Consider the following 25,225-nt stretch of genomic DNA (forward strand, 5'->3'; position numbering starts at 1 on the left):
GATATTTCTAGGACGGTTCCGCCCATTGGGCGGGACCAGGATTATGAAATGCCCGGTTGGCCGGGAACCAATTTCTGAGGAGAGATCGTGATCGAAGAAACCTTGCTCGAAGCCGGGGACAAGATGGACAAGGCTGTTGAGGTAGCCAAGGAAGACTTCGCCTCGATCCGCACCGGCCGCGCCACCCCCGGCCTGTACAACAAGGTCATGGTGGAGTACTACGGAACCCCCACCCCGCTGCAGCAGCTGGCGTCCTTCGCGGTTCCCGACGCCCGCACCATCCTCATCACGCCCTACGACAAGACCGCCCTGCGCGACATCGAGCGTGCGCTGAGCGATTCCGAGGTCGGCGCCAACCCGTCCAACGACGGCAACGTCATCCGCATCACCATCCCGGAGCTGACGAAGGAACGCCGCAAGGAATACGTCAAGATCGTCAAGTCCAAGGGCGAGGACGCCAAGGTGTCCATCCGCAACATCCGGCGCAAGGCCAAGGAAACCCTGGACCGACTCGTCAAGGACGGCGAGGCCGGCGAGGACGAGGGCGCCCGTGGCGAAAAGGAACTCGACGTGATCACCAAGCAGCACGTCGACGGCATCGACGAGCTCCTCAAGCGCAAGGAAGCTGAGCTGCTCGAGGTCTGATGGGCCAGGCACAGCAGGCCCCCGGTGCGCGGGCCCGAACCCGGACCCGCCAGCCAAGGCCCAACCCCACCCCTGGGGCGGGGCGCAACCTGCCGGCGGCTATCGCCGTGGGCCTGGCCATGCTCCTTGCGGTGCTCGGCGGGCTGCTCTTCCTGCCGCTCGGCTTTGTCGCCGTCGTCACCACCTTTGCAGCCTTCGGCGTGTGGGAGATCTTCCGCGCGCTCGAAGCGAACGGCACACGCCTGCCCATTGTGCCGGTCATGGTGGGCACGGTGGCGATGCCCTTCTCGGCCTACTTCGGTGGTCTGGAAAGCCTGCTGTTCGCGATGCTTGCCAGCAGCGTGGCGGTGCTGCTCTGGCGGTCGGTGGAAAGTGCAACGGGTTCGGCCCGCAGCATTTTCGCCGGGGTGTTCACCCTCGCCTGGGTGCCCTTCCTGATCAGCTTCGCCGCGCTGCCGCTGCACGTCCAAGGCGGCGCCTCCCCGGTGGGACCGTGGCCCGGCGGAACCGTCCCGGAGGGTGCGTGGCAGATTGTCATCCTGCTGCTCCTGGTGGTTTCCAATGACACGTTCGGCTACCTCGTGGGCGCCCGGTTGGGTAAGCACCCCATGGCGCCAAAGATCAGCCCGAAGAAGTCCTGGGAAGGTTTCGCCGGATCCATCGCGGGCGCCATGCTCGTTGGTATCCTGGCCAGCATCTTCCTGCTGGACAAGCCCTGGTGGGTGGGTGTTGTGCTGGCAATCGGCATGGTCGCTTCCGCCACCGCCGGCGACCTCGCCGAATCGATGGTCAAACGCGAACTCGGCGTCAAGGACATGAGCAGCATCCTGCCAGGACACGGCGGGGTGATGGACCGGCTGGACTCAATCGTGTTCGCCTCGCCGGTGGCCTTCATGCTGTTCGTCCTGTTCTCCGGGACCTGAGTAGTCACCGGCCTGGGTTTTCCGGGCAGGGTTTTCCGGCAGGGGCTCTGGCATCCGGCCCTCCGCAACGCCCTAGAATAATGCGGTTACGACCCGCCGAAGAAGTATCGAAGGAAACATGGTGAGAGTGGACAGCAAGCGTCAGATTCCGGCGTCGTTCGGACGCGTCGCGCGGACCGACTACGGCTACAACGCCAAGCAGGTGGACCAGTTCCTCCAGCAGGCCCGCGTATCACTGGAGACGCCCGAGGCTGCCGCCCGCCCCATCAAAAGCGCCGACGTCCGGTCCGTGTCCTTCGACCCCGTGAAGGGCGGATACTCGGCCACCGCCGTGGACGCCGCGCTGGACCGGCTTGAAGACGCCTTTGCCCGCCGGGAACGGGACGACCTCATCGCCGAACGGGGCGAGGACGCCTGGCTCCGGCAGATCGGACAGCTTTCCGGGACGCTCCGCGGCCGCCTTCACCGGCCCGACGGAGAGAGGTTCCGCCGCCCGGCCAAGAAAAAGGCACGCAGCTACAACACCAAAGACGTGGACACCCTGTGCCGGGACCTGATCGGTTACCTGGAGCAGGACAAGCCCCTCAGCGTCGACAACGTGCGCCGGGCGGTCTTCCGGCCCGCCGTCGGCACGGACGGCTACGAGGAGACCCAGGTGGACGCGTTCCTCGACCGGGTGGTCGAGCTGATGGCCGCCATCGACTGACGGCCTGGCCTACCGGCGGCCTGGCAGCCCACTGACGGCCCGGCCGCTCAGCGTTCCGTGGCCAGCGGCCGCTCGGGTGTGTGCAGCCTGGTCATCACCCGCGTGATGGTCCGCGGCACCCGGGAACTGGTGGCACGCGATGCCAGGACCATCACGGTGAAGGCAGCCGGCACCGTCCAGGCCGCGGGCTGCGCCAGCCACGGCGGCGTTCCCGCCACACCGAGCACCGTCCCCGCCACCATGGCGCCGCCACACAGGAGGCCGCCGGTCACCATGCCGGCGATGGCACCGGCGTCGGTCAGGCCCCGCCACCAGATGCCGAGCAGCAGGACCGGGCAGATGGTTGACGCCGTGAAGGCGAAGACCAGGCCCACGCTGCCGGCGAGTGCCAGCGAGTCCGTCATGAGCGCCAGGCCCAGCGGAACGGTGATCGAGACCAGTGCCGCCACCCTGAAGCCGCGCACACTGCCGCCCAGCACGTCCTGGCTGATCACACCGGCCAGCGAGACGACGAGTCCCGACGTTGTGGACAGGAACGCGGCGAAGGCCCCCGCCACGACGAGGGCAGACAACAATTCGCCGGCCGGGCCCCCAACGAGACGGCCCGGAAGCAGCAGCACCAGGGCATCCGCCTGCCCCGTCCTGGCCAGGTCCGGGGCGAACAGCCTGCCGGCCAGGCCGTAAGCCGTGGGAAAGAGGTAGAACACGGACAACAGGCCCAGCACGATCAGCGTGGTCCGCCGCGCCGAGTGCCCGTCAGGGTTGGTGTAGAAACGGACCAAAACGTGCGGCAGGCCCAGCGTTCCGAACAGCAGGGCAACGAGGAGCGAGATGCTCTGGTAGGGGCTGGCCGGACCCGCTCCGCCCGGATTCGTGGCCGCTGCAGCCAGCGCCGGGGAGCCGTCGTCTGCCAGCACCAGCAGGATGAAGATGAGGGGCACGGCCAGTGCCGTGAGCTTCAGCCAGTACTGGAAGGCCTGGACGAAGGTGATCGAACGCATGCCCCCGGCCACCACGGTGAGGCACACCACCACCACGACGGCGGTTGAACCGGACCAGGCCGGCAGGCCGGTGGTGGTCCGGATCGTCAGAGCAGCGCCGTGCAGCTGCGGAACGATGTAGAGCCACCCCACAATGACCACAGCCACGCTGGTGACACGGCGCACGGCCCGCGAATCGAGCCTGGCCTCGGTGAAATCGGGGATTGTGTAGGCCCCGGAACGCCGCAGCGGCGCGGCCACGAACAACAGAAGCATCAGATACCCGGCGGTGTAGCCCACCGGATACCACAGGGCATCCGTGCCGGACAGCAGGATCAGGCCGGCCACGCCCAGGAAGCTGGCGGCGGACAGGTACTCCCCGCCGATTGCCGACGCGTTCCACCACGGCGGCACGGTTCGGGAGGCGACATAGAAGTCGCCGGTGGTGCGGGAGATCCGCAGCCCGTAAAAGCCGATCACAGCCGTTGCCACGGACACGGCCGCTACCGCCGCGATGCCCACTGCCGGGTTCACCGGAGCATCTCTTTCCGCCGCATCATCTGTCCCCGGCGAGGTCGCGGTAGCGGACTTCGTTCCGTGCGGCGCTGCGGATGTACAGCCAGGCGCTGATTCCGGTCACAGGGTAGATCCCTGCGCCCAGCAGCAGCCAGTCGAACGGAATGCCGGCAATCCGGGTCTGCGCCAGTCCGGGTATCGCACCCAGCAGCAGCGGAAAGGCGCCGAGGATCAGCAGGAAGCCGCCGGCCACCACCAGGGCAAGCCGGAGCTGGGAGCGGATCAGCGAGCGGACAAACACCTGGCCGACGGCCGACTCCTCGGCGGACTCCCGCGGTTCGGCCGGCGGTCGCGCCGCTGAACGGGGCGCCGTGACCCTGACGCGCGTCATGCCTGCGGCCGGATCCTGGTGGCCTCAAGCTTCTCGCGGACGGCCGGCAGGTGCCGGCGGCTGATCGGCAGTTCAGCGTCCTCGACAGACACGCTGGGGCGGCCGGCGGCGAGCTTGAGGTGGGAGACGTGGGCGAGGGCCACCAGGTAGGAGCGGTGGGTGCGGATGAAGCCGGCGTTCGCCCACTGCTGTTCCAGGTCGGCAAGGGGAACCCGGATCAGGTAACTGGCATCGGCGGTGTGGAGCCGGGCGTAGTCACCCTGCGCCTGGACGTATGTGACGTCGTCGCGCCGGATCATCCTGGTGGTGCCGCCCTGGTCCACCGTGATCATCTCCGGCGCGGCACCGCCGTCGCGGATCAGTTCACTGATCCGGCCCACGGAGCGGGCCAGCCGCTCGGCCCGGACCGGCTTCAGCAGGTAGTCCACGGCCGCAAGCTCGAACGCCTGCAGGGCGCAGTCCTCATCCGCTGTCACGAAGACGACGGCGGGCGGCCGGCTGCTGCGGGATATGGCCCGTGCGATGTCCAGGCCGGATACCGCCGGCATGTGGATGTCCAGGAAGACGGCGTCCACCGCCTCGGCTTCGAGAACCCGGAGGGCCTCGGCACCGGATGAGGCGCGGAGGATGGTGCCGATCCTCTCATCGCGGCCCAGGAGGAAGGCAAGCTCCTCAACCGCGGGCAGCTCGTCGTCGGCGACGAGAACGTTAATCATGGTCCTAGGGTATCTTTCGGGCCCACAGCTTCGGGCCTGGGAACCTCCGGTGCCGGCAATTTCACGCGTCGTGGTCCGGCTGGGACTTGGGGACCCGCATGGTGATGAGTGTGCCCTCGCCGGGAGCCGTCTCGATCACCAGGCCGTGCTCGTCGCCGTACACCTGCCGGAGCCGGGCATCGACGTTCCGCAGGCCCACGTGCTCGCCGTCCAGGTGGCCGGCCAGCATGGACTGCAGCTGAACCGGATCCATCCCCACGCCGTCGTCCTCGATGGTGACCTCGGCGAACGCGCCCGAATCGTTGGCGGAGATGGTGATGTGACCCGGCCCCTCCTTCGCCTCCAGGCCGTGTCGGACCGCATTCTCCACGAGCGGCTGCAGGCTCAGGAAGGGGATCACCGTGCTCAGCACCTCCGGCGCGATCCGCAGGCTGACCTGCACCCGCTCGCCGAACCGGGCCCGCTCCAGCAGCAGGTACCTGTCGATGCAGCGCAGCTCCTCGGCCAGCGTGGTGAAGTCCCCGTGCCGCCGGAACGAGTACCGGGTGAAGTCCGCAAACTCCACCACCAGTTCCCGCGCCCGGGCTGGATCGGTGTTGATGAAGGAGGCGATCGCGTTCAGCGAGTTGTAGATGAAGTGCGGGCTGATCTGGGCGCGGAGGGCCCGCACCTCCGCCTCCATCAGGAGCGTCCGGGAGGCGTCCAGCTCGGCCAGCTCCACCTGCGTGGCCACCCAGTCGGCCACTTCGGTGGTTGCGCGCACCAGCCCTGCCCCCGCCTGCGGGGCGAAGGCGGCAACCGCTCCCACCACACGCGAGCCGGCCCGGACGGGAGCCACGACGGCGGCCGCGACTGATCCGGACTTGGGGGAACGAAGCTGCAGGTCGGCGGCGTTGAAAACCTGGGTCCTGCCATTGGAGAGCACATCTGCGGCGAGCCCCATCAGCCCGGGACGCAGTTCCTCCGCAGTCCCGTCCCAGGCCAGCACACCGGACACATCCAGGATGGCCAGCGCGTCACAGCCAAGCAGGGTGCGAAGCTGGCGGCTGGCCTTGGCGGCGCCCGCGGGGTTCAACCCGGTCCGCAGGTGCCGGCCGGCTTTCGAGGCGGCGTGGAGAGTGTTGTAGGTGGCCCGCTCGGCATCGGTGCCCAGCTCCCGGAAGGAGCGCAGCACCTTGAGTCCGACGGCGACGATGATGGCCACCGCGAGCGCGATGACGGCCACGGCGGCTGCGGAATAGAGAGGGGAATCCGGCATGCTGCCCAGCGTAGCGCGTGCCGTTTGGCGCAGCATCGCCGCCGTTGGCCGACCCGCAGCGCGCAACCACTGGCTTATCATCCCTGCCGCGACGCACAGTGATGGCAGTCACATCGGCTGGTGGGGTGCGGCCGTGTGGGAAATTAATCTCGATGAGGAGGAATGATGGGTAACGATGCCCGAACCCAGGACGCGGCGGCGTCCGTGGACTTCGAGGAAGTCCAGGCCACGCAGCAGTTCAAGGACCTGCGCAAACGCCACCGCAGCTTTGTGTTTCCGATGGCCGTCGGGTTTCTGCTCTGGTACTTCGCGTACGTCATCCTTGCCGCCTACGCCGTGGACTTCATGTCCACCAAGGTGTGGGGCAACATCAACGTGGGCATCATTATGGGGCTGCTGCAGTTCGTGACCACGTTCGCCATCACCGGCTGGTACGTCAGCTACTCGAACCGGCGCCTGGATCCGATCGCCGCGGACATCCGGCACGGCATTGAAGGCCACGAGTATGACAAATCCGGCAACAGCGCATTGGGCGGAGGGGCAAAGTGATCACCATTCCCGCAGCGGTTGATGTCGCCGCACTCAAAGACACCACGCTGCTGAACATGGGCATCTTCGCCCTGTTCGTCGCCGTCACCATGGTCATCGTTCTCCGGGCCAGCCGGAACAACAAGACGGCGGCCGACTACTATGCCGCCGGCCGTTCCTTCACTGGCTCGCAGAACGGCACCGCCATCGCGGGCGACTACCTGTCGGCGGCCTCCTTCCTGGGCATCACCGGCGCCATCGCCGTCAACGGCTACGACGGCTTCATGTACTCCATCGGCTTCCTGGTCGCCTGGCTCGTGGCGCTCCTGCTGGTGGCGGAACTGCTCCGGAACACCGGCAAGTTCACCATGGCCGACGTCCTTTCGTTCCGTCTCAAACAGCGTCCGGTGCGCATCGCGGCCGCCATCTCCACGCTGGCCGTCTGCTTCTTCTACCTCCTGGCCCAGATGGCCGGCGCCGGAAGCCTGATCTCGCTCCTGCTCGGCATCAGTGACTGGGGCGGACAGGCCCTGGTGATCATCGTCGTCGGTGCGCTGATGATCATGTACGTCCTGATCGGCGGCATGAAGGGCACCACCTGGGTGCAGATCATCAAGGCCATCCTGCTCATCGCCGGTGCCGCCGTCATGACGCTCTGGGTTTTGGCCATCTACGGGTTCAACCTTTCCAGCCTGCTGGGCGGCGCGGTAGACGCGGCCAACAACCCGGCTGTGCTCAACCCCGGCCTGCAGTACGGAAAGACGGAAACCTCCAAGCTGGACTTCATGTCCCTGGGCCTTGCCCTGGTGCTGGGGACGGCCGCCCTGCCGCACGTGCTGATGCGCTTCTACACGGTGCCCACCGCCAAGGAAGCCCGCAAATCGGTTGTGTGGTCCATCTGGCTGATCGGGCTGTTCTACATCTTCACCCTGGTCCTCGGCTACGGCGCCGCCGCACTGGTGGGGGCGGACACCATCAAGGGCGCCCCGGGCGGCGTCAACTCCGCGGCGCCGCTGCTGGCCTTCCACCTGGGCGGCCCGCTGCTGCTGGGCTTCATCTCGGCCGTGGCTTTCGCCACGATCCTCGCCGTGGTGGCCGGCCTCACGATCACCGCCGCCGCCTCGTTCGCCCATGACATCTATGCCAACGTCATCGCGAAGGGAAAGGCCGACGCCGACACGGAAGTTAAGGTGGCCCGCCGCACTGTGATTGTGATTGGCATCCTCGCCATCCTGGGCGGAATCTTGGCCAACGGCCAGAACGTGGCGTTCCTGGTGGCCCTGGCGTTCGCCGTGGCGGCCTCTGCCAACCTGCCCACCATCATCTACTCCCTGTTCTGGCGCCGGTTCACCACGCAGGGCGCCACGTGGAGCATGTACGGCGGGCTCGCGTCGGCCATCATCCTGATCGCGCTCTCCCCGGTGGTGTCGGGCACTGCGACCTCCATGATCAAGGGCGCCAACTTCGCTGTCTTCCCGCTCAGCAATCCCGGCATCGTGTCCATCCCGCTGGCCTTCCTGCTGGGCTGGCTCGGCACGGTGCTGGACAAGAGGCAGGAGGACCGCGGCAAGCAGGCCGAAATGGAAGTCCGGTCACTGACCGGGATCGGCGCCGAGAAGGCGGTGGAGCACTAGCCGCTTCCGGTTCGCGCAACCTCAGTCCCCGGGTATAACGCGTCCCTTACTAGGCCCTACTTAGCTAGGCCCTACTTAGTGAGCCCAAAAAACAGGCAGGAGTCCCCGCGCACCGCGCGGGGGCTCCTGCCGCGTTTGCCGCCGTCGGACTGGCGGTCGGGGGAAAGGCTGCCAGGGACTGGGCTCCGCCGGGGGTAAGCCTGCGGCTCAAGGTGAGTGGTGCCCTCCGGCGTGTTCGCCGTGCGGCACTGCGAACTGGCCTGCCGTCGATGCGGCGAGTCCCGGCGTCGTGATGGCCGCAACCAGCACTGCTCCGGTGAAGGCGGCGGCGAGCAGCGTTCCGGCGCCCAGGCGGCCCGATGCGTTCTGGCCCGATCCGCGGGGAAGACCGGGGGATCTGCGGCCGAGCCATAATGTGGCCGAGAGGATCATGAGGGTCAGCAGCAGGGCGGCGAGGTGGCTGATGCCCAGCCCCGCCATGCCGCTCCCTGCGCCCAGAACAATGGCCGCCACGTGCGCCGTGGCAGCGGCGGGCAGCAGGAGGGCGGAGGCCCTCGGCAGCGGGAAGCGGTTCCTGCTCAGTCCGGCAACCGTCCACCCCAGCAGGGCCACGCCCCAGAGCAGGGCGGCCGCGGCGCCGGCCGCCCTCGCTGGGAGGGCAGGGCCGACGGCCGCAAACAGGCTGGAGGCGACGGCGAGGTTCACCGCTGCCGCGCCGAGGCCGGCAAAGCCGGCGAAGAGCCGCACGGCATCGGAACGGAACGTTTCCTGCGATGCCGGGGTTTCCTGGGTTGCCGCGTTGGCCTGGCCGGTCATTATCTTTGTGCGCGGGGTCGTCATCTAGGCACGGGCTGTGGCGGGGACCTTGTCCAGGGACAGGCCGACGCCGAGCAGCAGGACGGCGCTCGCCAGGTGGAGAACGTTGTCCGCGCCGTTGAGGGCAATGATGTTGAGCGGCGAGCTGAGCAGGAACAGCCCGAGGATACCGACCAGCAGGTATACCGCGCCCACTGTCGTGTTGACGGTGCGTGCAAGCTGGACGTCCTTGACCCCCGCGTAGAGCAGTGCGGCGCCGATGGCCAGGTGGATCACGTTGTGCAGCGGGTTGACCTCGAAGATGATCAGGTTGGCGCCTTCGGTGGAGAAGAAGCTGACACCCGAAGTCACGGCGAAGCCGACGAGGCCCACCAAGAGGTAGACAGCTCCGAAGACTGTGGCGACAAGACGGTTAGGTGAGTTGCGCATGGCCCAAATTCCTTCCGGTTGCTGGCAGGGTCAGATGCCCTGGCCAGATTTTCGGAGCCCCGGTCGGGACTCTCGGAAGCAATTCGGGTCCGATGTGCGCTTGGATGGGTGGCGGTCAGATAAGAGTCAGGCCTTTGGCCGGAGCCGGATGGTGACCATCTTGAGGTCGTCCTTGCCGGCGAAGCGGTACACGAGTTCGATGTCCTTGCCCCGGCATTTGATGAGCCCGGCGATATCCGCGATGTTGTTGTCGCCCTCGTTGCTGACTTTGAGGTCGTCATAAGCCGTGGTGCAGGAGGGATCCAGTTGGAGGCTCTTAACGCCTGAATCGAACTCCTCCCGTGACAGCTGCTCCTTCAGGCTCGGGTCCATGTAGTCGTTGTACGCCTTGTTGGTGTCACCGGCGATGACCAGCTTGGTGAAGCTGTCCGCGAGATCCCCGGCCTGCCGCGTGGCTCCGCCCACAAGGTTCACGAGGAGCAGCACTCCGACGGCCACCAGCAGCAGCACGCCTGCCACAATGCCCACGACGATCCAGAGGCCCTTCCGGTTGTTGGCCGGAGGCATGCCGGGCAAGCCGAACGGGGCAGGCGGAAGCCGCCGCCGGCCAAGGGGCTGCTGCGGACCTGGCGGGTAGGGGCCGGGCTGTTGTGCGCCGGGCTGCTGCGGGGGGAGCGGGGGATTGCTCAAGGGTGGGCCTTTCCGGCACCGCACCAGCGGCGCTCCAACTAACGGGGGCACAGCCGGCGCCCGGTCACTCTTGTGCAATAGCCTATAGCGCCGGTGGCCCGGAACAGCGATGTTTGCCCGTGGTTACGGCTGGCTGTCGCAGTCAGGCTTCCGCTGAGTTGCGCTCAAGCAATGGCTGGATCCGGAAAGGTATCAGTTCACCCATGGCCAGGGCGGTATCGGTCCTCTCGACGCCGTCGCAGGCCAGAATCTTCCCGTTGATCCGGAAGAGGTCTTCGGCGTCCAGCGCCACCACGCGCAGCAGCAGGTCGGCCGAGCCGGTCAGGCCATAGCCCTCAAGGATTTCCGGCACGGCTGCCAGTTCCTCGGCAAGGGAGCCGAGCTTTTGCTGCTGGACATGCACCGAGATGAAAGCCATCAGCGGATAGCCCAGGGACACCGGATTGATCCGCCGCTCGAACGACAGGAAGGCGTGCTTCTTCTCGAGCTGGGCCATCCGCGCCTGGACGGTGTTGCGGGAGAGGCCGAGCTTCTGGGCGAGGGCCACCACAGTGCGGCGCGGGTCCTGTGCCAGGGCGGAGAGCAGCCGGGTGTCTGTGCCATCCAAAGCTTGCATAATGCGCAAGGCTAGCACGGTCTGAAGCCGCCAAATAGTGCATTGTGCTCAGTTTTCCGCGTGGTGGTTGTACCACCTGAACATTGTGAGTATGGTCACAATTAACCGGGGCAAAGGCGCCCGGGAGGCCGGAATGCGGCGGTATCACGAGTCCTGCCGCGGGATGGTTACACGACGTCAGAAGGTTGCGGCAACAGTGGTGACAGACGATGCGGGCCAGGGCGGAACAGCCGCCGGCCGGAACAACAACACAGGGCACCAGGGTGGCGCAGGCCACAGCATGGTCCAGCTGATCACCCCTGCGGGGGAACGCGTCAGCCATCCGGAGTACGACCCCTGGCTCAAGGACGTATCAGACGAGCAGTTGTGCTCGCTCTACGAGGACCTGGTGGTGATTCGGCGGATCGACAAAGAGGCAACCGCGCTGCAGCGCCAGGGTGAACTTGGCCTTTGGCCGCCTCTGCTGGGCCAGGAAGCCTCACAGGTGGGATCCGTGCGGGCACTGCGGGAAGACGACTTCATTTTTCCCAGCTACCGCGAGAACGGCGTGGCCTACTGCCGCGGAGTGGACCTGGCGGACATCCTGCGTGTTTGGCGCGGCGCTGCGTCCGGCGGCTGGGACCCGTACACGGTCAACATGGCCATCCCGCAGATCGTCATCGGCGCGCAGACGTTGCATGCGACCGGGTACGCCATGGGAATCCAGAACGACGGGGCCGACTCCGCAGCGATTGTGTACTTCGGCGACGGCGCCACCAGCGAGGGCGATGTCAACGAGGCCATGGTCTTTGCCGCCAGCTTCCAGGTGCCCCTGGTGTTCTTCTGCCAGAACAACCACTGGGCCATCTCCGAACCGGTGCGCGTCCAGTCCCACACCCAGCTTGTGGACCGCGGGACCGGCTTCGGCATCCCCAGCATGCGCGTCGACGGCAATGACGTGCTTGCGGTTATGGCAGCCACCCGGGTTGCTCTCGACCGTGCCCGCCGGGGCGGCGGTCCCACTTTCATCGAGGCCGTCACCTACCGGATGGGCCCGCATACGACGGCGGACGATCCCACCCGGTACCGCGACGCCAATGAGCTAGAGGACTGGGCAGCCAAGGATCCCATCGGGCGGGTCCACGCGCTGCTTGACCGCAAGGGCCTGTTCACCGAGGAGTTCGAAACTGGCGTGCGGACCAAGGCAGACGCCGTCGCCCGTGAACTGCGTGCAGGCTGCATTGGCATGCCGGACCCCGAGCCTCTCGACGTCTTCAAGCACGTCTACAGCACCCCCAATTCCTGGCTGGACCGCCAGCAGGACCACTACTCCCGTTACCTTGCCACCTTCGGCGATCCCGAAGCGGCAACACAAGAAGAAGGTGCACGCTGATGACGCAGATGACCTTTGCGCGGGCAATCAACTCCGGCCTCCGCAGATCCCTCGACAACGATCCCAAAGTGGTCCTCTTGGGCGAGGACATCGGCGCCCTGGGCGGCGTCTTCCGCGTGACCGACGGGCTGCAGAAGGACTTCGGCAAGCACCGCGTCGTGGACACGCCGCTGGCCGAGTCGGGCATCGTGGGCACGGCGGTTGGCCTGGCTTACCGCGGCTACCGGCCGGTGGTGGAAATCCAGTTCGACGGCTTCGTCTATCCCGCCTTCGACCAGATCGTGTCCCAGGTGGCGAAGATGCACTACCGCAGCCGGGGCACCGTGAAAATGCCCATCACCATCCGCATCCCGTTCGGCGGCGGCATCGGGTCGCCGGAGCACCACTCCGAGTCGCCGGAGGCCTACTTCGCCCACACGGCAGGCCTGCGGGTGGTCACTCCGGCCAGCCCGCAGGACGCCCACACCATGATCCAGCAGGCCATTTCGTGTGATGACCCCGTGGTGTTCTTTGAGCCGAAGCGCCGCTACCACGACAAAGGCGAGGTGGACGAGTCGCTGGATCCCAACTCAGCCCCGCCGATGGGCCAGGCCCGCGTGGTGACGGACGGCAGTGACGTCACGCTCGTGGCCTACGGGCCACTGGTGAAGACGGCCCGCGATGCCGCCACGGCGGCCGCGGACGAGGGCGTCTCGGTTGAGGTCATTGACCTGCGGTCACTGGCTCCCGTGGACTTCGCCACCGTTGAAGCCTCGGTCCGCAAGACGGGCAGGCTGGTGATCACCCACGAGGCCGGGCAGTCAGGCGGGCTCGGCGCAGAGGTCGCGGCCAGCATCACCGAGCGCTGCTTCTACCATCTGGAGGCGGCACCGGTCCGCGTCACCGGGTTTGATGTGCCGTACCCCTATTCGAAGGTGGAGATGCACCACCTTCCGAATCTTGACCGGATCCTCGACGGCGTCGATCGCGCGCTGGGCCGGCCGAATTCGCTGAGCGGGCTGGAAGGATGACCGCCACCATGATCAAGGAATTCCGGCTGCCGGATCTCGGCGAAGGACTGACCGAATCTGAAATCGTCAGCTGGAAGGTGGGGGTCGGGGACACCGTCAGCCTGAACCAGATCATCGCCGAGGTGGAGACCGCCAAAGCGGTGGTGGAGCTGCCCTCGCCGTTCGCGGGCGTGATCACGGCCCTGCATGAACAGCCGGGAACCGTGGTGGAGGTGGGCAAGCCGATTGTCTCGTTCGAGGTAAAGGACGACGCCGGTAACCAGCCCGGCCCTGCCGCTCCGGCTGAAGCGCCGCTCCCCAAGAGGGAACCCAACCTGGTCGGGTACGGCGCCGTCGTCGAAAGCATCGGCCGCCCCGTCCGCCGGCAGCGCACGCTCCTCGAGCCCGCCGAAACCAAGCCTGCGGTGGTTGAGCCTGCCGAAACCAAGCCGGCCGAAACCAAGGCCCCGGCGGTTGAGCCTGTCGAAACCAAGCCTGTCGAAACCAAGCCGGACGAAACCAACCCCGCCGAGCGGCCCCGTTCCACGCCGCCCGTCCGGAAGCTGGCCAGGGACCTCGGCGTGGATCTGGAGAAGGTGGCGGGGACCGGCCCCGGCGGACTGATTACCCGTGACGATGTGCGCAATTTCGTGGGAGGCGGGGATCTTCCCGCGGCCGCCCAGGAGCTCGCGGCACAGGAAACGGCACCAGAGTCCGCGTCGGCCCGGCGTGACCGTGAGGTGCGTACGCCTATCAAGGGTGTCCGCAAATTCACGGCGGCCGCCATGGTCAGCAGTGCCTTCACAGCGCCGCATGTGACGGAGTTCCTGACGGTCGACGTCACTCCGGCCATGGAACTGCTGGCCAGGCTCAAGGAAAGCAAGCCCTTTGCCGGCCATAAGCTCACGCCGCTGACCCTCGTGGCCAAGGCGGTCCTGATCGCACTGCGGCGCAATCCTGGCCTGAATGCCAAGTGGGATGAGGCCAACCAGGAGATCGTTCAGTTCAACTACGTGAACCTCGGCATCGCGGCCGCAACCCCGCGCGGCCTCACCGTTCCCAACATCAAGGACGCCGACCGCCTGACGCTCGTCGACTTGTCCGCGGCGCTCGCAGGACTGACGGACACCGCCCGGGCCGGCAAGAGCAGCCCGGAGGACCTCTCCGGCGGCACCATCTCCATCACCAACATCGGCGTCTTCGGGATCGACGCCGGCACACCCATCCTCAACCCGGGGGAGGCCGCCATCCTGGCCATGGGCGCCGTGCGCAAGACCCCTTGGGAGTACCAGGACCAGGTCGCGCTGAGGGAGGTCATGACGCTGAGCCTGTCCTTCGACCACCGGCTGGTGGACGGCGAGCAGGGATCCAGGTTCCTGGCCGACGTCGGCGCCCTCCTTGCGGATCCCGGCATGGCCTTCGCGATGGCCTAGCCGCAGGCAGCCTGCCGCTCGGGCTCGAGCGGCAGGCAACCCGGAACCACACAGCCTGCAACCAAAACGGGGCACTTTGAAGCCGCAATCGGGGTGTACCCGCTGAAACCCCGGCGTGTCCATGCCAAAGTGCCCCGTTTTGGCGCCGGCCAACCGGCCAGCAGGGTTACTGGGCCAGCGGACTGTCTGTCACCAGCAGGGCCGCAAGCGCCATGTTCTCCAGGAGGGGCCGCGCCGACTTGATGGCCATCCGCCGGCCGTGGTTGCGGACAGAGTGCGGCGTGGAGTTGATCAGGCCGAACGTCGCGTGGGCGCGCATCCGGAGATCTGCCGTATCCGTTGTGCCGTGGATGCCAGCCAGCACGTCCACCCACACTTCCACGTAGCTGCGCTGCAGGGCACGCACCTGGGCCTGGTCCTCGCTGGTCAGGTTGCTGAAATCCCTGTCCTGCACCCGGATCACGTCGGGGTTGCTGAGGGCAAAGTCCACGTGGAACTGCACCAGCCGGGTCAAGGCGGCGGAGGGATCGGCGGCGGCGTCCACCACGCGGCGGCCGCCGTCGAGCAGGTCCTGGCTGACGGTGAGCAGCAGCGCACCCAGCACGGCCTGCTTTCCGGGGAAATGGCGGTACACGGCGGGTCCGCTCACACCTGCTGCAGAGCCCAGGTCCTCAAGGGAGACCCGGTTGAACCCGTTGACGGCGAAGAGCGTGGCCGCTGCGGACAGGAGCGCCTGCCGCCGGGACTCCTTCGCCCGGCTGCGTTGCGTGGGGCCGGATGTCTCATGGCCGGCTATGCTCTGGCCGGCAGCGGTGAGCTCTCCGTGATCTGTGGTGGGCACTTTTCCTCCTCGGAACCCAAGAACTCTACCAACATCCTGTGTTGGACATCACAGTTACTAGAGACTAACCTAAACTCAGTTACGAGACACTAACCGAAATGCGGCAGGACTGCCGCCGGAAGTGCCCGGGAATGGAAGCGGTCAATGGAGACACTCGCCAGCCGGCTGGATACCGCCGGCAGCGCGTTCGAGGCCAACAGCCTTGCGCAGCGCGCGCTCGCCGAAGAGCTGCGGAAACGGCTTGCGACGGCGGCCGTGGGCGGGCCGGAGAAATCCCGCCAGCGGCACATGGCCCGGGGCAAGCTGCTTCCCCGGGAGCGGATCGACCGCCTTCTCGACGACGGCAGCCCCTTCCTCGAGATCGCCCCGCTGGCCGCGAATGGCATGTACAACGACGATTCACCCGGCGCCGGCATCATCACGGGCATCGGCCTGGTGCACGGCCGCCACGTGCTGGTGATTTCCAACGACGCCACCGTCAAGGGCGGCACCTACTATCCCATGACGGTGAAGAAGCACCTCCGGGCCCAGGAGATCGCGCTCGAGAACCGGCTCCCGTGCATCTATCTCGTGGATTCCGGCGGTGCCTTCCTCCCCAAGCAGGACGAGGTCTTTCCGGACCGGGACCACTTCGGCCGGATCTTCTACAACCAGGCCCGCATGTCCGCTGCCGGTATTCCCCAGATCGCTTCCGTCATGGGCTCCTGCACCGCGGGCGGAGCCTACGTACCCGCGATGAGCGATGAGACGGTGATCGTCCGCAACCAGGGCACCATCTTCCTGGGCGGGCCGCCCCTCGTGAAGGCCGCCATCGGCGAGATCGTCAGCGCGGAGGAGCTCGGTGGCGGCGACGTGCACTCCAGGATCTCCGGCGTTACGGACCATCTCGCCGAAAACGACGAACACGCCCTGCAGATCGTCCGCGACATCATCGCCACGCTTCCCGGGCCCGGCGCGCCGGCCTGGGATGTGGACACCGCCGTCGACCCTGTTGCCGAGCCCGGCCAGCTCTACGGCGCCGTTCCCACGGACGTCAACGCGCAGTACGACGTCCGCGAAGTGATCGCCCGGCTGGTGGACGGCAGCCGCTTCCACGAGTTCAAGAAGAACTACGGCGCCACCCTCGTGACCGGATTCGCCAGGCTCCACGGACACCCGGTCGGCATCGTGGCCAACAACGGCGTGCTGTTCAGCGAGTCGGCACTCAAGGGCGCCCACTTCATTGAACTGTGCGACCAGCGGGGCATTCCGCTGCTCTTCCTGCAGAACATCTCCGGCTTCATGGTGGGCAAGGACTACGAGCAGGGCGGCATTGCCAAGAACGGCGCCAAGATGGTCACCGCCGTGGCCACCACGCGCGTGCCCAAGCTGACCGTGGTGATCGGCGGGTCCTTCGGTGCCGGCAACTACTCGATGTGCGGCCGGGCCTATTCACCGCGCTTCCTGTGGATGTGGCCCGCCAGCCGGATCTCCGTCATGGGCGGCAACCAGGCCTCCAGCGTCCTGGCGACCGTCAAGCGCGACCAGTTCGAGGCGGCCGGGCAGGAGTGGTCCGCAGCGGACGAGGAAGCCTTCAAGGCACCTATTCGGCAGCAGTATGAGGACCAGGGCAGCCCCTATTACTCGACGGCCCGCCTGTGGGACGACGGAGTGATTGACCCCGCGGACACCCGCACCGTGCTGGGCCTGGCTCTCGACGTCGTGTCCCGCGTTCCGCTGCCGGAGACCTCCTTCGGCCTCTTCCGAATGTGAGCCCCGGGATGACTACAGACAACATGTTCCGCACCGTCCTGGTGGCCAACCGCGGCGAGATTGCCTGCAGGGTGATCAGGACCCTGCGCGCCATGGGCATCCGTTCGGTTGCGGTCTACAGCGATGCCGACGCCGGTGCCCGCCACGTGCGCGAAGCCGACGCCGCCGTCCGGATCGGCCCCGCTGCGGCGGCCCAGAGCTACCTCAGCATCGAGGCGGTCATCAGGGCCTGCCAGGAGACCGGCGCCCAGGCGGTCCACCCCGGCTACGGATTTCTCAGCGAGAATGCGGACTTCGCCCGGGCACTGGATGCCGCCGGCATCGCCTTCATCGGACCCGGGGCCGAAGCCCTGGATGTCATGGGGGACAAGATCCGATCGAAGAACCACGTGGCCGGGTACGGCGTTCCGGTGGTCCCGGGCATCGCCGAGCCCGGCATGACGGATGAGGAACTCATCGCCGCCGCCCCGGCTGTGGGTTTCCCCCTGCTGATCAAGCCCTCGGCGGGTGGCGGTGGCAAGGGAATGCATGCTGTCGAGCGGCCGGAGGACCTGCCGGCCGCCCTGGCAACCGCGCGGCGCGTGGCTGCGAGCGCGTTTGGAGACGGCACCCTCTTCCTGGAACGCCTGGTGACGTCCCCGCGGCACATCGAGGTGCAGGTCCTGGCCGACGCGCACGGCAACGTGATCCACCTGGGGGAGCGCGAATGCTCCCTGCAGCGGCGGCACCAGAAGGTCATCGAGGAGGCCCCGTCACCGCTGCTGGAATCTCTGTCCGACGGCGAGGCAGTCCGTGCGAAGATCGGCGAGGCCGCCTGCCAGGCCGCCCGCAGCGTCCACTACGTCGGCGCCGGCACGGTGGAGTTCCTCGTCTCGGACGACTCCCCGGACGAGTTCTTCTTCATGGAAATGAACACCCGGCTCCAGGTGGAACATCCGGTGACGGAAATGGTCACCGGCATCGACCTCGTCGAATGGCAGGTGCGCGTCGCCGCCGGTGAGGTGCTCACCGTCGGACAGGACGACGTCGAACTTAACGGCCACGCCGCGGAGGCCCGCGTCTACGCCGAAACCCCGCACCGGAACTTCCTGCCATCCTCGGGCGAGGTGGTGCTCCTCGACGAAGCAGGCGGCCTCTTCACGCCCGTGGGGCGGCCTGGCCCCCAAAGGACTGCGGCTGCCGGCGGTGGTTTCCAAAGCCAGGACGTCCGGATCGACTCATCGCTGCTGCCGGGGCTGGAAATCTCCAGCGATTACGACCCCATGCTGTCCAAGGTCATCGCCTGGGGAACGGACCGCAAGGCCGCCTTGGACAAACTGGACGCGGCACTGGAGCGGTACACCGTCCTTGGCATCGATACCAATGTGGAGTACCTGCGGCTCCTGATTAATGACGACGACGTCCGCGCCGGCCGCCTCGACACCACGCTGATCGACCGCAAGATGCCGGAGCTGGCGTTCCGGGACATCGGAGACACCGAGCTCACGGCAGCCGCCCTGCCGTTCTGGCTTGGCGACGTCGAGGCTGTTGAAACCGGCGGGGGACAGGTCGGGGGACAGACAGGTCCCCGGTCCCCATGGGACAGTGCCCGGGGCTGGCGCCTCGGAGCGCCGGCGCCGTGGCGGGTGAGCTTCGGCCTTCCCGGCGGTGCCATGGCCACCGTGGCCATCACCTGGCAGGGCGACGGCGACGCCCTGGTCCGCGTCGACGACGGACCGGAGCTCGAGGTGCGGGTCCTGGGCACCGGACTCGATGGCACCCGACCTGACGTCATCAGATTCGAGCTGGGGGACCAGCAGCACACCTTCGCCATTGGTCTGTCACGGCAGGAACATGCCGACGGCGGCCGTCGCCGGGCTGTGCGGGCGGGGCATGTCTACGTGGGCCACGGCGGCTGGTCCTGCGGGCTCGAAGTCCTCACCCGCGAGTCCCGCCTGGAGCGGGTGCTGGCCGCCATCGAACGCGAAGAGGGCGCCGCCGATCCGGAAGTCCGGTCACCCATGCCCGGGACCGTCGTCTCCGTTGCAGTGCGCGACGGCGATCCGGTGACAGCGGGCCAGGTGCTGCTGTCCGTGGAGGCCATGAAGATGGAACACCAGCTCGTGGCCGAAGTCTCCGGCACCGTCCATATCACCGTTGCCACCGGCGACCTGGTCAAGGCCGACCAGGTCCTAGCCACCATTCACGCGGCCGGCACCGCAGCACAGGATCCAACAGAAGAACGTAAGGAGGCCTAGCCATGGCCGATTTTGACCTCAGCGAGGAATACCAGGACCTCAGCAAGACCGTCCGCGAATTCGCCGACGAGGTGGTGGCCCCCGTCTCCACCAAGCACGACGAGGAACACAGCTTCCCCTACGAAGTGGTGTCGCAAATGGCGGACATGGGGCTGTTCGGCCTGCCGTTCCCGGAGGAGTACGGCGGCATGGGCGGCGACTACTTCGCGCTGGCCCTCGCGCTGGAACAGCTGGGGCGGGTGGACCAGTCCGTCGCCATCACGCTGGAGGCAGGGGTGTCCCTTGGCGCCATGCCCGTATACCGTTTCGGCACCGAGGCCCAGAAACAGGAGTGGCTTCCGCTGCTCGCATCCGGAAAGGCGCTCGCCGGCTTTGGCCTGACTGAGCCGGAGGCCGGCTCGGACGCCGGTGGCACGAAGACCACGGCCCGGCTGGAAGGCAGTGGAGACACAAAACACTGGGTCATCAACGGCAACAAGGAGTTCATCACCAACTCGGGAACCGACATCAGCAAACTGGTGACCGTCACCGCCGTCACCGGCCAGCATGAGCGCAAGGACGGCAGCATCAAGAAGGAAATCTCCACCATCCTGGTGCCCACCGACACGCCCGGCTTCAAAGCGGAAAAGGCCTACAACAAGGTGGGCTGGAACGCCTCGGACACCCACCCCCTGACGCTGCGTGACGTCACCGTCCCCGAGGCGAACCTGCTGGGGGAGCGCGGACGCGGCTACGCCAACTTCCTGTCCATCCTGGACGAGGGCAGGATCGCCATCGCCGCCCTGGCCACCGGCGCGGCACAGGGCTGCGTAGACCTTTCGGTCCGCTACGCGAAGGACCGCAGCGCCTTCGGGACCAATATCGGCAAGCACCAGGCGATCGCCTTCAAGATCGCCCGCATGCAGGCACGCGCCCACACGGCCCGTCTCGCGTACTACGATGCGGCTGCCCGGATGCTCGTCGGCAAGCCGTTCAAGACCCAGGCGGCCATCGCTAAGATGGTCGCAGGCGAGGCGGCCATGGACAATGCGCGGGATGCCACCCAGGTATTCGGCGGCTATGGCTTCATCAATGAGTTCACCGTGGCGCGCCACTACCGGGACTCCAAGATCCTGGAGATCGGGGAGGGCACCACGGAGGTCCAGCTGATGCTGATCGCCCGGGAACTCGGGCTGTAGCAGGCCCGGTGGCCGTGTCTGTCGAAGTCTGTGGAGACGCCGAAAGGATCAACGATGATTGACAAGGTTGTTGCCAGCGCTGACGAAGCGGTCGCCGACATTCCCGACGGCGCGTCGCTCGCCGTCGGGGGTTTTGGACTGTGCGGGATCCCGGTGGCGCTCATCGATGCCCTTCACCGCCATGGCACCAAGGACCTGGAGACCGTCAGCAACAACTGCGGCGTGGACGACTGGGGCCTGGGAATCCTCCTCCGGGACGGCAGGATCCGCCGGACTGTCAGCTCGTACGTGGGGGAGAACAAGGAATTCGCCCGGCAGTACCTCGCCGGCGAACTGGAGGTGGTCCTGACCCCGCAGGGCACCCTGGCCGAGAAGTTGCGCGCCGGCGGCGCCGGCATACCCGCCTTCTACACCAAGGCGGGGGTGGGGACCCAGGTGTCCGACGGCGGCCTGCCCCAGAAATACGACGCCGACGGAGGCATCGCCATCGCGTCACCGCCCAAGGAAGTGCGGAACTTCGACGGCGTCGACTACGTGCTGGAGGAGTCGCTGACCCCCGACTACGGCCTGGTCCATGCCTGGAAGGGCGACCGCCACGGGAACCTGGTCTTCCACGCCACGGCCATGAACTTCAACCCCCTTTGCGCCATGGCAGGACGGACCACGATCGCGGAGGTGGAAGAACTCGTGGAGCCGGGCGAGCTGGATCCCGAACACGTCCACCTGCCCGGCATCTTCGTGCAGCGGGTGGTCGTGGTGCCCGAGTCCGAGAAGCGCATTGAAAAGCGGACGGTAGCACTGTCCGCGGCGTCGGCCACCCAGTCAGGGAGCACCGGAACTGCAGAAACCATTGGCGCAGCGGGAACCACCGGAACCACCGAACAGGCAGGAGCGTAGCCATGGACCTGAACAGCACGCAGGCGCAGCCGCCCCGTCCCGAGGCCGTCCGCCATGAGTACCGCCGGGCCGCTTCCTCCCACCCCGAGGGCAAGGGCTGGACACGCAATGAGCTCGCCGCCCGCGTGGCGCAGGAGCTGAGCAACGGCCAGTACGTGAACCTCGGAATCGGCATGCCCACGCTCATCCCGAACTACATCCCGGCCGGTGTTGAAGTGGTCCTGCACTCCGAGAACGGCATCCTCGGCGTCGGCCCGTACCCCGGCGAGGACGAAGTGGATCCGGACCTGATCAACGCCGGTAAGGAGACCGTCACCGTCAACAAGGGTGCCGCGTTTTTCGACTCCGCGCAGTCCTTCGGCATGATCCGCGGGGGGCATGTGGACGTGGCCGTACTCGGCGCCATGGAGGTGGCCGCCAACGGGGACCTCGCCAACTGGATGATCCCCGGAAAGATGGTCAAGGGGATGGGCGGCGCCATGGACCTGGTCTTCGGCGCCAAAAAAGTGATTGTCATGATGGAACACGTGGACCGCAGCGGGAAACCGAAGATCGTGGATCGCTGTTCACTGCCTTTGACCGGCAAGGCCTGTGTGGACCGCATCATCACGGACCTCGCCGTCCTTGACGTGACTCCCGACGGCCTGGTCCTGCGCGAACTCGCCCCCAATGTGTCTGCGGAGGATGTTGCCGCGGCCACCGGTGCGGAGCTGTTCGAGGAAGACCAGGAACTCACCGTATGACGCCGAACCCTGAGCAGAGTGCAGCCGGGGTTTCGACGGGCTCAACCACCGGCGGTGCCCGCGTCGTTGAGCAGCGGGGTCTCTATTTTGAGGAACTCGAGGAAGGCGTCGTTTACGCCCACCGTCCAGGCCGGACCGTCACGGAAACGGACAACGTGCTGTTCACCACCATGACCATGAACACGCAGGGGCTGCACCTGGACGCGGCATGGAGCGCGGGCCAGCCCTTCGGCCAGCGGCTGGTCAACTCCATGTTCACGCTCGCGACGGTGGTGGGTCAGTCCGTCGGCCAGCTGACCCAGGGCACCATCATCGCGCAGCTGGGGCTGACCGACGTCTCTTTCCCTCACCCGCTCTACCACGGTGACACGCTCTATACAGAGACCGCCATCACCGGCAAACGGCTGTCCGGGTCACGGCCGGGGCAGGGCGTCGTCACCATGCAGCACACCGGCCGCAACCAGGACGGAACCGTGGTGGCACTGGCCACGCGCAGCTGCCTGATGTGGACGCGCGAGGCGCATATAGAGGCGCAGCGGGGCAAATAATCGGACAATGGCTGTATGACTTTTGTGATGGGCCCCGCCCTGCTGTTCTGCCCTGCTGACCGCCCCGAACGCTTCCAAAAGGCCGCCGAGCGCGCCGACGCCGTCATCCTGGACCTCGAGGATGCCGTGGCGGCGCCGGACAAACAGCGGGCACGGGGCGCCATCCTCGCCCAGCTCGGCGGCTCCGGCGAGGGGCCGGAGCTCGACCCCAGCCGGACCATCATCAGGATCAATCCGGCGGGCACCGAGGACTTCGAGAAGGACCTGCACTGCCTGGCCCACACTCCCTACCGCACGGTCATGCTCGCCAAGGCGGAGGGCGTGAGCCAGCTCCGGGCCCTACCGGACTTCCACGTGATTGCCCTGTGCGAGACGGCCGCGGGCGTGGTCCACGCACCCGCCATTGCTGCCGAACCCAACGTGGTGGCCATGATGTGGGGGGCAGAGGACCTGCTTGCCTCCCTCGGCGGCACTTCCAGCAGGAACGACGACGGCGGCTACCGCGCCGTTGCCCTGCATGCCCGCTCCTCCGTGCTCCTGGCAGCGGGTGCAGCCGGCAAGCAGGCCGTCGACGCCGTCTACGTGAACATCCCCGACCTTGACGGGCTCGCCGCGGAGGCCCGGGACGCCGCCGCATCCGGGTTCGGCTCCAAAGCCTGCATCCACCCCAGCCAGGTGGCCGCCGTCCGGGCCGCCTACGCGCCGTCGAACGAGGACGTCGCCGATGCCACCCGCCTGCTGGAGGCCGCCAAGGAAGCCGGGACCGGCGTGTTCCAATACCAGGGCCGGATGATCGACGGTCCCATCCTTCGGCATGCAGAGTCGGTGCTCCGCAGAGCCCGCTAGGTTCCGCGGAGCCCGGCAGCCCGCCGTCGGCCCCGCCTGATTCCGGACACCGTCATTTCCCTGCCCGCAGGGAAATGGGCGGGATTGCCTCGTAGAGGGGTGTCCGGATCCAGCGCTGGCCGGTCTCCCGGAACTCCGCCCGGGTGGCGAAACGGTACAGATAAGTGCGGGCGCGCACCCAACGGGGGCGTTCGCCGTCGAACGGGTCGTGGCGCAGCAGCCGCAGCATGGCTGCGTCAGCCTCGAGCAGCTTGCCGAGGAAGGCGTAGAACCATTCCTCGTGGACCGTTCGCAGGGGCAGGAACCACATGAGCCAGTCCAGCCGCAGGTGATAGGGAGCCCACTGGCGGGGGAGCCGGTGCACTTCCCCGGGTTTTCCCTTGAAACCGTACTCGCGCCAGTCGGCCGCCTCGTCCGGCTCCTCGTCCAGGGTGCCCTCCACCGCCACCTCGATGCGCTGCTTCGTTACCGTGCCGAAGGCGCCGTAGGTGTTCACCAGCTGCCAGCGGTTGAAGCTGGCGTTCATCAGCTGGTACTGGGAGAACAGGTTCCGGATTGGCCAGTAGCTAAGGACCACCAGGAGCAGGGACGCGGCCAGCGTGATGATGAGCCACCACAGCGGCGTCTCCCCGGTGGTGTGCCAGTCCAGCGGAATGACCGGCAGCACCGTGTGCGCCACGGGATCGCTGACGCCGGCGAAGGCCAGCACGATCGCTATCCAGTTCAGCCACGCAAAGTTGCCACTGGCCACCAGCCACAGCTGGGTGAAGATGATGATGCCCGCCGCGATGCTGCCCAGCGGCTGCGGCGCGAAGAGAAAGAACGGCACCACCAGCTGGGCGAAGTGGTTGCCCACCACCTCCAGCCGGTGGAAGGGCTTCGGCAACAGATGCGCCTGCCGGCTGAGAGGGCCTGGCATCGGCTGGGTCTCGTGGTGGTAGTACAGGGCGGTGAGGTCGCGCCACTCCCGGCCGCCGCGGATCTTGATCATGCCGGCCCCGAATTCCAGCCGGAACACCAGCCAGGCCACGAGGATCAGGACGGTCCGGGGCGGATCGGTCTGGTCGGATCCCAGGAAGGCCACGGTGAAGCCGGCCTCCAGGAGCAGCATTTCCCAGCCGAACCCGTAGAACGTCTGCCCTACATTGACCACTGACATGTACAGCAGCCACAGCGCCAGGAACGCGATCAGTGGCAGCCAGGGCGGACCCAGTTGGGGAAGGCCGAGGACCAGGACGCCGGAGATGACCAGACCCGCAGCGCAGACGGCCCGGAACAGCCGGTCCGAGTAGCGCCAGCGGAACAGCGTGGGACGGCGCATCCGGCTGAAGGATTTCAGGTAATCCGGAACTGGAAGGAGTCCGCGCTCGCCGAGAAGGGCGGGGAACTGGTTGAGGGAGGAGAGGAACGCAACGAGGTAGAGTGCGGCAACACCGCGCTGCAGCACCTGCCGGGCGAATTCATAGTCCGGCGCGTCGAACCATGCGGCCCAGTCCACGGGCACCACGTTACCCCGGCGCGGAAGCGCGTCAAGGTGCTTC

At 67.1% G+C, this 25,225-nt stretch carries 25 protein-coding genes; 15 read left to right on the forward strand and 10 right to left on the reverse strand.

Annotation, left to right across the window (positions count from 1 at the left end; genetic code table 11):
• Positions 1-87 precede the first annotated feature (87 nt).
• The 3 genes from frr to QF036_RS08590 all read left to right on the forward strand — a co-directional run bounded on the left by frr (position 88) and on the right by QF036_RS08590 (position 2,274).
• On the forward strand, positions 88-645 hold the full coding sequence (gene frr / locus QF036_RS08580) for a ribosome recycling factor (protein WP_003805927.1): 558 nt from the start codon (positions 88-90) through the stop codon (positions 643-645).
• Entirely contained in the window at positions 645-1,568 is a 924-nt protein-coding gene (locus QF036_RS08585) for a phosphatidate cytidylyltransferase (protein ID WP_307100966.1), read from the forward strand. The genes frr and QF036_RS08585 overlap by 1 nt, the downstream gene beginning before the upstream one ends.
• A gap of 118 nt (positions 1,569-1,686) precedes the next feature.
• Positions 1,687-2,274, forward strand: a complete 588-nt coding sequence (locus QF036_RS08590) for a DivIVA domain-containing protein (protein ID WP_373460119.1) — start codon at positions 1,687-1,689, stop codon at positions 2,272-2,274.
• Between the two features lie 47 nt (positions 2,275-2,321).
• On the opposite strand, the gene QF036_RS08595 is transcribed toward QF036_RS08590, so the two are convergent.
• The 4 genes from QF036_RS08595 to QF036_RS08610 form a co-directional block, all read right to left on the reverse strand.
• Complete coding sequence (locus QF036_RS08595; protein ID WP_307100968.1) at positions 2,322-3,788, reverse strand: sodium/solute symporter; 1,467 nt, start codon at positions 3,786-3,788, stop codon at positions 2,322-2,324.
• A 22-nt stretch (positions 3,789-3,810) separates the two neighbouring features.
• Positions 3,811-4,161, reverse strand: coding sequence for a hypothetical protein (locus tag QF036_RS08600; RefSeq protein ID WP_307100970.1), 351 nt, complete (start codon positions 4,159-4,161; stop codon positions 3,811-3,813).
• On the reverse strand, positions 4,158-4,877 hold the full coding sequence (locus QF036_RS08605) for a LytR/AlgR family response regulator transcription factor (RefSeq protein ID WP_307100972.1): 720 nt from the start codon (positions 4,875-4,877) through the stop codon (positions 4,158-4,160). Before QF036_RS08605 ends, QF036_RS08600 begins: the two co-directional genes overlap by 4 nt.
• Positions 4,878-4,938: 61 nt before the next feature.
• Complete coding sequence (locus tag QF036_RS08610) at positions 4,939-6,135, reverse strand: sensor histidine kinase (protein WP_307100973.1); 1,197 nt, start codon at positions 6,133-6,135, stop codon at positions 4,939-4,941.
• 165 nt (positions 6,136-6,300) lie between these two features.
• Between QF036_RS08610 and QF036_RS08615 the strand changes: the two genes are divergently transcribed.
• A complete protein-coding gene (locus QF036_RS08615) occupies positions 6,301-6,684 on the forward strand; it encodes a DUF485 domain-containing protein (RefSeq protein WP_307100977.1) in 384 nt (127 codons plus the stop codon).
• Positions 6,685-6,740: 56 nt separating this feature from the next.
• Positions 6,741-8,297, forward strand: a complete 1,557-nt coding sequence (locus QF036_RS08620; protein ID WP_307105853.1) for a solute symporter family protein — start codon at positions 6,741-6,743, stop codon at positions 8,295-8,297.
• 207 nt (positions 8,298-8,504) lie between these two features.
• On the opposite strand, the gene QF036_RS08625 is transcribed toward QF036_RS08620, so the two are convergent.
• From QF036_RS08625 to QF036_RS08640, 4 genes are all read right to left on the reverse strand, one after another.
• Positions 8,505-9,137 carry a hypothetical protein gene (locus QF036_RS08625; protein WP_307100979.1) on the reverse strand — a complete coding sequence of 211 codons (633 nt, stop codon included), beginning with the start codon at positions 9,135-9,137 and terminating at the stop codon, positions 8,505-8,507.
• Positions 9,138-9,542, reverse strand: a complete 405-nt coding sequence (locus QF036_RS08630) for a DUF4383 domain-containing protein (protein ID WP_307100981.1) — start codon at positions 9,540-9,542, stop codon at positions 9,138-9,140.
• A 126-nt stretch (positions 9,543-9,668) separates the two neighbouring features.
• Complete coding sequence (locus tag QF036_RS08635) at positions 9,669-10,232, reverse strand: hypothetical protein (protein ID WP_307100983.1); 564 nt, start codon at positions 10,230-10,232, stop codon at positions 9,669-9,671.
• Positions 10,233-10,374: 142 nt separating this feature from the next.
• Positions 10,375-10,848 (reverse strand): Lrp/AsnC family transcriptional regulator, encoded by a 474-nt coding sequence (locus QF036_RS08640; RefSeq protein WP_003805914.1) that lies wholly within the window; start codon positions 10,846-10,848, stop codon positions 10,375-10,377.
• Positions 10,849-11,044: 196 nt separating this feature from the next.
• Here QF036_RS08640 and pdhA point away from each other — a divergent pair, with 196 nt between their 5' ends.
• The 3 genes from pdhA to QF036_RS08655 are packed head-to-tail and all read left to right on the forward strand — an operon-like array spanning position 11,045 to position 14,642.
• Positions 11,045-12,220 (forward strand): pyruvate dehydrogenase (acetyl-transferring) E1 component subunit alpha, encoded by a 1,176-nt coding sequence (pdhA, locus tag QF036_RS08645; RefSeq protein WP_373460277.1) that lies wholly within the window; start codon positions 11,045-11,047, stop codon positions 12,218-12,220.
• Complete coding sequence (locus tag QF036_RS08650; RefSeq protein WP_307100986.1) at positions 12,220-13,230, forward strand: alpha-ketoacid dehydrogenase subunit beta; 1,011 nt, start codon at positions 12,220-12,222, stop codon at positions 13,228-13,230. Before pdhA ends, QF036_RS08650 begins: the two co-directional genes overlap by 1 nt.
• Before the next feature lie 8 nt (positions 13,231-13,238).
• Entirely contained in the window at positions 13,239-14,642 is a 1,404-nt protein-coding gene (locus QF036_RS08655; protein ID WP_307100989.1) for a dihydrolipoamide acetyltransferase family protein, read from the forward strand.
• Positions 14,643-14,808: 166 nt separating this feature from the next.
• On the opposite strand, the gene QF036_RS08660 is transcribed toward QF036_RS08655, so the two are convergent.
• On the reverse strand, positions 14,809-15,483 hold the full coding sequence (locus QF036_RS08660) for an SACE_7040 family transcriptional regulator (protein WP_373460120.1): 675 nt from the start codon (positions 15,481-15,483) through the stop codon (positions 14,809-14,811).
• A gap of 144 nt (positions 15,484-15,627) precedes the next feature.
• On the opposite strand from QF036_RS08660, the gene QF036_RS08665 reads away from it, so the two are divergent.
• Genes QF036_RS08665 through QF036_RS08695 form a run of 7 tightly spaced genes read left to right on the forward strand, consistent with a single transcriptional unit; the run spans position 15,628 to position 23,684 of the window.
• Complete coding sequence (locus QF036_RS08665) at positions 15,628-17,235, forward strand: carboxyl transferase domain-containing protein (protein WP_307100991.1); 1,608 nt, start codon at positions 15,628-15,630, stop codon at positions 17,233-17,235.
• Between the two features lie 8 nt (positions 17,236-17,243).
• Positions 17,244-19,472, forward strand: a complete 2,229-nt coding sequence (locus QF036_RS08670; RefSeq protein ID WP_307100992.1) for an acetyl/propionyl/methylcrotonyl-CoA carboxylase subunit alpha — start codon at positions 17,244-17,246, stop codon at positions 19,470-19,472.
• Between the two features lie 2 nt (positions 19,473-19,474).
• Entirely contained in the window at positions 19,475-20,650 is a 1,176-nt protein-coding gene (locus tag QF036_RS08675) for an acyl-CoA dehydrogenase family protein (RefSeq protein WP_307100994.1), read from the forward strand.
• A 54-nt stretch (positions 20,651-20,704) separates the two neighbouring features.
• Positions 20,705-21,547 carry a CoA transferase subunit A gene (locus QF036_RS08680; RefSeq protein ID WP_307100996.1) on the forward strand — a complete coding sequence of 281 codons (843 nt, stop codon included), beginning with the start codon at positions 20,705-20,707 and terminating at the stop codon, positions 21,545-21,547.
• A 2-nt stretch (positions 21,548-21,549) separates the two neighbouring features.
• On the forward strand, positions 21,550-22,290 hold the full coding sequence (locus QF036_RS08685; protein ID WP_307100999.1) for a CoA transferase subunit B: 741 nt from the start codon (positions 21,550-21,552) through the stop codon (positions 22,288-22,290).
• Entirely contained in the window at positions 22,287-22,838 is a 552-nt protein-coding gene (locus tag QF036_RS08690) for a MaoC family dehydratase (protein WP_307101001.1), read from the forward strand. Before QF036_RS08685 ends, QF036_RS08690 begins: the two co-directional genes overlap by 4 nt.
• Before the next feature lie 15 nt (positions 22,839-22,853).
• Complete coding sequence (locus QF036_RS08695) at positions 22,854-23,684, forward strand: HpcH/HpaI aldolase/citrate lyase family protein (RefSeq protein ID WP_307101003.1); 831 nt, start codon at positions 22,854-22,856, stop codon at positions 23,682-23,684.
• A gap of 52 nt (positions 23,685-23,736) precedes the next feature.
• Here QF036_RS08695 and QF036_RS08700 read toward each other — a convergent pair whose 3' ends face one another.
• Positions 23,737-25,182: a lipase maturation factor family protein gene (locus tag QF036_RS08700; RefSeq protein WP_307101005.1), complete on the reverse strand. Its 1,446-nt coding sequence runs from the start codon at positions 25,180-25,182 to the stop codon at positions 23,737-23,739.
• Positions 25,183-25,225 lie beyond the last annotated feature (43 nt).

Origin of the sequence: Arthrobacter globiformis, from assembly GCF_030817195.1 — a bacterium.
In the GTDB taxonomy this organism is placed as follows: domain Bacteria; phylum Actinomycetota; class Actinomycetes; order Actinomycetales; family Micrococcaceae; genus Arthrobacter; species Arthrobacter globiformis_D.

What these genes read in the sequence shown, in the direction of transcription:
- QF036_RS08675 (WP_307100994.1), top strand. Translation starts at nt 19,475, where the DNA reads ATGGCCGATTTTGACCTCAGCGAGGAATACCAGGACCTCAGCAAGACC.
- QF036_RS08690 (WP_307101001.1), top strand. Translation starts at nt 22,287, where the DNA reads ATGACGCCGAACCCTGAGCAGAGTGCAGCCGGGGTTTCGACGGGCTCA.
- QF036_RS08590 (WP_373460119.1), top strand. Translation starts at nt 1,687, where the DNA reads ATGGTGAGAGTGGACAGCAAGCGTCAGATTCCGGCGTCGTTCGGACGC.
- QF036_RS08650 (WP_307100986.1), top strand. Translation starts at nt 12,220, where the DNA reads ATGACGCAGATGACCTTTGCGCGGGCAATCAACTCCGGCCTCCGCAGA.
- QF036_RS08670 (WP_307100992.1), top strand. Translation starts at nt 17,244, where the DNA reads ATGACTACAGACAACATGTTCCGCACCGTCCTGGTGGCCAACCGCGGC.
- QF036_RS08695 (WP_307101003.1), top strand. Translation starts at nt 22,854, where the DNA reads ATGACTTTTGTGATGGGCCCCGCCCTGCTGTTCTGCCCTGCTGACCGC.
- QF036_RS08615 (WP_307100977.1), top strand. Translation starts at nt 6,301, where the DNA reads ATGGGTAACGATGCCCGAACCCAGGACGCGGCGGCGTCCGTGGACTTC.
- QF036_RS08640 (WP_003805914.1), bottom strand. Translation starts at nt 10,848, where the DNA reads ATGCAAGCTTTGGATGGCACAGACACCCGGCTGCTCTCCGCCCTGGCA.
- QF036_RS08630 (WP_307100981.1), bottom strand. Translation starts at nt 9,542, where the DNA reads ATGCGCAACTCACCTAACCGTCTTGTCGCCACAGTCTTCGGAGCTGTC.
- QF036_RS08620 (WP_307105853.1), top strand. Translation starts at nt 6,741, where the DNA reads ATGGGCATCTTCGCCCTGTTCGTCGCCGTCACCATGGTCATCGTTCTC.
- QF036_RS08585 (WP_307100966.1), top strand. Translation starts at nt 645, where the DNA reads ATGGGCCAGGCACAGCAGGCCCCCGGTGCGCGGGCCCGAACCCGGACC.
- QF036_RS08680 (WP_307100996.1), top strand. Translation starts at nt 20,705, where the DNA reads ATGATTGACAAGGTTGTTGCCAGCGCTGACGAAGCGGTCGCCGACATT.
- QF036_RS08655 (WP_307100989.1), top strand. Translation starts at nt 13,239, where the DNA reads ATGATCAAGGAATTCCGGCTGCCGGATCTCGGCGAAGGACTGACCGAA.
- QF036_RS08610 (WP_307100973.1), bottom strand. Translation starts at nt 6,135, where the DNA reads ATGCCGGATTCCCCTCTCTATTCCGCAGCCGCCGTGGCCGTCATCGCG.
- QF036_RS08625 (WP_307100979.1), bottom strand. Translation starts at nt 9,137, where the DNA reads ATGACGACCCCGCGCACAAAGATAATGACCGGCCAGGCCAACGCGGCA.
- QF036_RS08600 (WP_307100970.1), bottom strand. Translation starts at nt 4,161, where the DNA reads ATGACGCGCGTCAGGGTCACGGCGCCCCGTTCAGCGGCGCGACCGCCG.
- QF036_RS08685 (WP_307100999.1), top strand. Translation starts at nt 21,550, where the DNA reads ATGGACCTGAACAGCACGCAGGCGCAGCCGCCCCGTCCCGAGGCCGTC.
- QF036_RS08605 (WP_307100972.1), bottom strand. Translation starts at nt 4,877, where the DNA reads ATGATTAACGTTCTCGTCGCCGACGACGAGCTGCCCGCGGTTGAGGAG.
- QF036_RS08665 (WP_307100991.1), top strand. Translation starts at nt 15,628, where the DNA reads ATGGAGACACTCGCCAGCCGGCTGGATACCGCCGGCAGCGCGTTCGAG.